The following is a 311-nucleotide window of genomic DNA, read 5'->3' on the forward strand; positions in this document are numbered from 1 at the left end:
ATTAACCACAAAGGCACGAAGGACACTAAGGGGATTAACCACAAAGGCACGAAGGACACTAAGGTTATGGATGAGAGGGCTAATGATTTATCTAAGGAGATTATTGGGGCAGCGATCGCTGTTCATCGGGAGTTGCGTCCAGGACTATTGGAGTCGGCCTATGAGGCCTGTTTAGAGTACGAGTTATTGGATAGGGGGATAGCGGTGGAGCGTCAAGTTCCTCAATCAGTGATTTATCGCGGTGTTAAACTTGATTGTGGTTATCGTCTCGATCTATTGGTGGAAAATCTGGTTATTGTCGAACTGAAAAC

At 45.7% G+C, this 311-nt stretch carries 1 protein-coding gene; it reads left to right on the forward strand.

Annotated elements, in window-relative coordinates:
- Window positions 1-66: 66 nt before the first annotated feature.
- Window positions 67-311: GxxExxY protein (locus tag MiAbW_RS19355; RefSeq protein WP_151697364.1), on the forward strand; the 245-nt coding region annotated here is incomplete at its 3' end.

Origin of the sequence: Microcystis aeruginosa NIES-4325 (assembly GCF_008974145.1) — a bacterium.
Taxonomy (GTDB): Bacteria; Cyanobacteriota; Cyanobacteriia; order Cyanobacteriales; family Microcystaceae; genus Microcystis; species Microcystis aeruginosa_G.